The 4,926-nt window shown below is 46.5% G+C and carries 7 protein-coding genes; 2 read left to right on the forward strand and 5 right to left on the reverse strand.

The window, feature by feature from the left end:
- Both AC1DUA_RS23160 and AC1DUA_RS23165 read left to right on the forward strand, forming a co-directional pair.
- Window positions 1-425 (forward strand): threonine/serine exporter family protein (locus AC1DUA_RS23160; protein ID WP_477502010.1); only part of this gene is annotated, 425 nt, incomplete at its 5' end.
- 152 nt (window positions 426-577) lie between these two features.
- Window positions 578-1,276 carry a class I SAM-dependent methyltransferase gene (locus AC1DUA_RS23165; protein ID WP_477502011.1) on the forward strand — a complete coding sequence of 233 codons (699 nt, stop codon included), beginning with the start codon at window positions 578-580 and terminating at the stop codon, window positions 1,274-1,276.
- A 2-nt stretch (window positions 1,277-1,278) separates the two neighbouring features.
- Here the strand turns inward: AC1DUA_RS23165 and AC1DUA_RS23170 are convergent, their stop codons facing one another.
- From AC1DUA_RS23170 to araA, 5 genes are all read right to left on the reverse strand, one after another.
- Window positions 1,279-1,722 carry a hypothetical protein gene (locus tag AC1DUA_RS23170; protein WP_477502015.1) on the reverse strand — a complete coding sequence of 148 codons (444 nt, stop codon included), beginning with the start codon at window positions 1,720-1,722 and terminating at the stop codon, window positions 1,279-1,281.
- A gap of 68 nt (window positions 1,723-1,790) precedes the next feature.
- On the reverse strand, window positions 1,791-2,123 hold the full coding sequence (locus tag AC1DUA_RS23175; RefSeq protein ID WP_161411824.1) for an ASCH domain-containing protein: 333 nt from the start codon (window positions 2,121-2,123) through the stop codon (window positions 1,791-1,793).
- A gap of 71 nt (window positions 2,124-2,194) precedes the next feature.
- Complete coding sequence (locus AC1DUA_RS23180) at window positions 2,195-2,350, reverse strand: hypothetical protein (RefSeq protein WP_477502012.1); 156 nt, start codon at window positions 2,348-2,350, stop codon at window positions 2,195-2,197.
- 98 nt (window positions 2,351-2,448) lie between these two features.
- Window positions 2,449-3,450 (reverse strand): aldose epimerase family protein, encoded by a 1,002-nt coding sequence (locus AC1DUA_RS23185; protein WP_477502013.1) that lies wholly within the window; start codon window positions 3,448-3,450, stop codon window positions 2,449-2,451.
- A 210-nt stretch (window positions 3,451-3,660) separates the two neighbouring features.
- Window positions 3,661-4,926 (reverse strand): L-arabinose isomerase (gene araA, locus AC1DUA_RS23190; RefSeq protein WP_477502014.1); only part of this gene is annotated, 1,266 nt, incomplete at its 5' end.

Consider the following 4,926-nt stretch of genomic DNA (forward strand, 5'->3'; position numbering starts at 1 on the left):
TGCTTGAGCAGCTCGCCACTAGCTTCATCTCAACGGCAGCTTTTGCCATTCTTTTCAATGTGCCTAGAAGCACGATTATCCAATGTGGATTCATTGGAATGGTTGGTTGGATGATGTACATTTCTTCGCAATTGATTCCATTAGATCCAATTCTGGCGACTCTGATTGCTTCTTTCTCGGTAACTGTTATTAGTCAATTTTTCGCGAGACTATACAAAACTCCGGTCATTGTGTTCAGTGTCGCAGGAATTATTCCCTTAGTGCCAGGCGGTTTAGCCTATGACGCGATGAAAAATGCCGTCCTCAATCATTACGATCTTGCCGTGCAGCTGGCTGCCAAAGCCTTCATGCTCTCTGGCGCAATCGCGATCGGACTTGTCTTCTCCGAAGTGTTGAATCAGCTTTTCCGCCGCCGGCCAAAATAGCCCTTTTCTGACCTATCGCAATAGGTCGCAAAACTTCTATAGGTTTAAACTATAAAGACAATCGGATTTATATCTTAGATTTTTCCTTCTTTTCCCTATAAAATAGTCCCAAGAAACAAGTACCGCCAAACAACGATATGGAGATGATCCCCATGATGGAGAAAAACAATGATCAGCTGATAACGAAATTCGATGAGGTCGCTGAGAAGTATGACGGTCAACGAAGGAAGCTTATCCCCTGCTTTGATGATTTTTACAGGACGGCTACTTCACTTGTGCAGCCGAAAGCTGCTTCGCCGCGTATTCTTGATCTCGGTGCTGGAACGGGACTCTTCTCCTCTTATATCCTGGGCCAATATCCGGATGCAAAACTAACGTTAATCGATCTCTCCCAAGGGATGCTCGACATCGCTAAGCTGCGATTTGGTGAGATGAAGGCTAATTTGACGATTCAGGCAGGCGATTATACCGCATATGAGTCGGATGAACTATTTGATTGTGTGGTATCGGCTTTGTCCATTCATCATCTGGAGGATCCTGCTAAACAGAACCTATATGAGAGGATTTTCAAACTGCTGAAACCGGGGGGCATATTCGTAAATGCGGATCAAGTCCAAGGGAGCACTCCTTTTCTTGATCACCTGTACCGCGCGGATTGGGAAGCGAAAATAGAAGCCACTGACTTATCTCGCGAAGCGCTTCAAGCTGCTTATGAAAGAACCAAACTGGATAAAATGGCCCCTCTTGATCAGCAGCTTGCTTGGCTCAAAGCCAGCGGTTTCGCAGATGTAGACTGTGTCTACAAATATTATAATTTTGTCGTCATGTTTGCTCAGAAGCCGGAAGCTTAACCTTACCAGAACGAAGGCTTGGCCACCATGAACCACATCATCGTCAACGTAATGATCACATACCAGATTAACGCGCTGCGCAGTTGGTTCACTAATACGTTGCGGTCATCGTGCGGTGCACGGAGCTTTCGCAGCAGGGGTGAAAATGCACGCGCAATAAAATATAAGGAAGCCACCATGATAAGCACCGTGAAAACGATCCACGATGTTTTCCATGTCCATGCCGTTAGCCAAGTAAGGAGAATGCCGGTCGCTACCAACACATGTCCAGCATGTTTCGTCAGTCGTACCGTTATACGGAAGGGTTCCAGATACTCAGGCAGGAGCTCAAACGGTGCTGTACTGATTTTCGCCAATAACGGAAATAACACAAAATAAGGACCAATGCTGAGTACAACACTAAAAATATGAATATATAAAAGCAATATGTACCAGGACAACGCCATCATCCATTCTCTAGAAAAATTCAATAAAACAGTGTAGATCTTATGATCCACACTGTTTTTTTCATCTCTTATTCTGCTTTTTGAAATTCGTGTACCCATACTTTCATTTGCGGCAGCCACGGCATGCCAGGGTGTATGGATAAGATACTGTCGCGATATTCGTCAATCGTCTCATGTCCTTCAGCTTTTGCATCTTCCACTGTCAGATCACCAAGCGCTTGCTGGTAGACTTTCGTAACAGTAAATGCATTGCCCTGCAGATCCATCGTTTCACCGATGTCTGCATAACGTCCGTTGCGTCTGCAAGCTGTTTTTTGGCCGGCTAATACTTTGCCAACTTCAGCTTCTTTGGTCACAAGGCGGTCAATGGTGCAAGTTTTTGGTGGTAATGTTTCGTTCATAATTGTTTCCCTCCTTTTTCCAGTACTCATTATAACCAATGTGATCCGATTTGTCGAACGCCGCGGATTCTCTACTCTCTGAGTGCTTCCTTCAGTTTCGTAGACATGCTGTCCATCGAACCTGCTGTGGACCGCTTAGCTCCGCGAAGCTTGGCAATTTCCTGCTTCAGCTTCTCATTCTCTAACTTCAAACGTWCATTTTCTGCGATTAATTGTTCTTTGTCCATGATGTTCACCTGAGCTTTCGATAAAAATGCCCCCTCCCCGCTTGCAGAGCATCATGCCCGATTCTCTCCATGCGTCAAAAGGGGGCTTGCTTATTGACTTATTTCTTCGATTCAATCGTATAAAGACGGGCTGACTCGCTCCACACTTCGCCTGGCTCTAGACTCACTAGACCGATTTGGTCAGCTGGCATATCGATATTAGGAGCGTTAACCAAATTCATTTGTGGCTCCGGACAGAAGAAGCCTTCTGTAGCGCCATTATTCCAGATCATCCATTGTTTATAAGATGTACCGACATCATAGACAAGTTTGACGCCTTCGCGTGCGTCTGTCAATTCCATGTAGTTACGTCCATTTTGTGGAGCCGTCGTATAATGATTGTCCATCGACTCGAAGAATGGGGATAAGCCTCCGACTTTCATCTTCGCTTCCTCACTGGATAGCGGTTGATACTCGCCAGTTGGCAGCATTCTCTCGCTCATTTCCCAGCGGTTCCCGATCGTCATTTTGAAGCTGTAATCCGATGCTTGCGAATTCGTCGCAAATGGCGCATTGATCGTTGTATGGTAGGCAATTAGGCAAGGCATCGCTTCTTGACCTTCATTGTGGACAGAAATATGCTGTTGCAAACCAAATTGATTGAGCACATATGTCAGGCGAATCGTGAACTCGAACGGTAAATACGTATATACGGAATGCCCTTCTCTTACTTTAAGCGCTAAAGTGACGCTGCTATCGCTTTCATTTGTGCCAAATTTCTCAACTTCCCAAGGGATATCATGGACAAAACCATGCAGATGATTGCCTGTTTTTGGCTCGTTGACTGGGAATTGAAAAACTTTTCCCTTCCATGGGAATTTGCCGTCTTCATAACGGTTAGGCGGAAATAAGACAGGAATACCATGTATAATTGGACGTGCTTTAAACGCTTCCATTTCATCTAGGGATGGTTCACGCAGAAAACGGTATTCCTTCTCATTGTCTCTAAAAGCAATCAGGTTCGCACCAATTTCCGGCAAAACCGCTGCTTCATAACGGCCCGCTTGCAGCCAAACCGCTTTCTCTCCCTGGAATGTTCCTTCGTAGGCTTTCGTTGTCATCTGGGTTATCCTCCTAATGTGATGCCCATAATTTGGACAGGCTCATATGAATTTACTTTATAGCATGAGAAACAAGGAAGTCAATGGATGAAAATTGCGCCAATATCGACAAAAGTGACTTTTTTATTCTGGTGGGTGGAAAAAGAAAACCGTCTTCCCTCTAGGGAAGAACGGTCCTCGGCTGTACGTACAGGTGAATAACTTGCGAGCCTAGCGCTTCCAAGCCGCCTCGCCCCAGCGAAGTTCATTACGGAACTGCAGCGTAGATGTGTTTTTATTAATAATGACAACTTCAATACCAGCTAGTTCCGCCCAATCTACCAATTGCTCTGTACTTACCTGATAGGAGAAAACGGTGTGATGGGCCCCACCTGCATAAATCCATGCTTCTGCTGAATCACGCAGGGACGGCTGCGGCTTCCATAGAACGCGCGCCACTGGCAGCTTAGGCATCTCTTTCACTGGCTGTACGGCTTCCACTTCGTTAATAAGCAACCGGAAGCGGTTGCCCATATCGATAAGTGACGCATTCAGCGCTGGACCGGAAGCTCCATCGAAAACAAGGCGCGCTGGATCTGCTTTCCCGCCGATACCAAGTGGATGAACCTCGATTTTGGGACGTGTCGCCGCAATCGTCGGGCAAATTTCCAACATATGAGCGCCAAGTACCAGCTCCGCTCCTGGCTCCATATGATACGTGTAATCCTCCATGAAGGAAGTCCCTTTATTGCCTGCGATAATCTTCATGACACGAGTGAGCGCTGCTGTTTTCCAGTCGCCTTCACCGCCGAAGCCGTATCCTTGCCCCATCAACCGCTGTACAGCAAGCCCAGGCAGCTGCTTCAGACCGTGAAGATCCTCAAACGAGGTCGTAAACGCGCCGAATCCGCCCTCCTGCAAAAAGCTTTTCATACCAAGTTCAATGCGCGCTTGCTCACGAATCGCCTCACGCACCGGCCCTGCCGAACGTCCCTCAGGTGTTATATCATAAACTTCATTGTATTCATCCATTAATTGATCTACTTCCGATTCGGAAATGTCTCTTACCCTTTGAACTAGATCGCCTACACCATAACCGTTAATAGACCACCCAAATTTAATCTGAGCTTCTACTTTATCCCCTTCAGTCACAGCCACTTCGCGCATGTTATCGCCAAAACGAGCTACTTTCAAGCTGCGTCCTTCAACAAAAGCAACTGCCGTGCTCATCCATCCTGCAATTCGGGAGAGGACAGCAGGATCTTCCCAGTAACCAACAACCACTTTACGGGAAATGCCCATACGTGCTCCAATAAAGCCATACTCACGATCTCCGTGTGCTGCTTGATTGAGGTTCATAAAATCCATATCAATCGTTTCCCACGGGATATCACGATTAAATTGGGTATGTAAGTGGAGCAGTGGCTTGCGGTACTCGGCAAGGCCGGCAATCCACATTTTCGCTGGAGAAAATGTATGCATCCAAGTAATAATACC

The sequence above is a fragment of the Paenibacillus sp. 01T422 genome, assembly GCF_056398785.1.

Coding starts and splice junctions, on each gene's coding strand:
- AC1DUA_RS23165 (WP_477502011.1), top strand. CDS start 578: ATGATGGAGAAAAACAATGATCAGCTGATAACGAAATTCGATGAGGTC.
- AC1DUA_RS23170 (WP_477502015.1), bottom strand. CDS start 1,722: ATGGCGTTGTCCTGGTACATATTGCTTTTATATATTCATATTTTTAGT.
- AC1DUA_RS23175 (WP_161411824.1), bottom strand. CDS start 2,123: ATGAACGAAACATTACCACCAAAAACTTGCACCATTGACCGCCTTGTG.
- AC1DUA_RS23185 (WP_477502013.1), bottom strand. CDS start 3,450: ATGACAACGAAAGCCTACGAAGGAACATTCCAGGGAGAGAAAGCGGTT.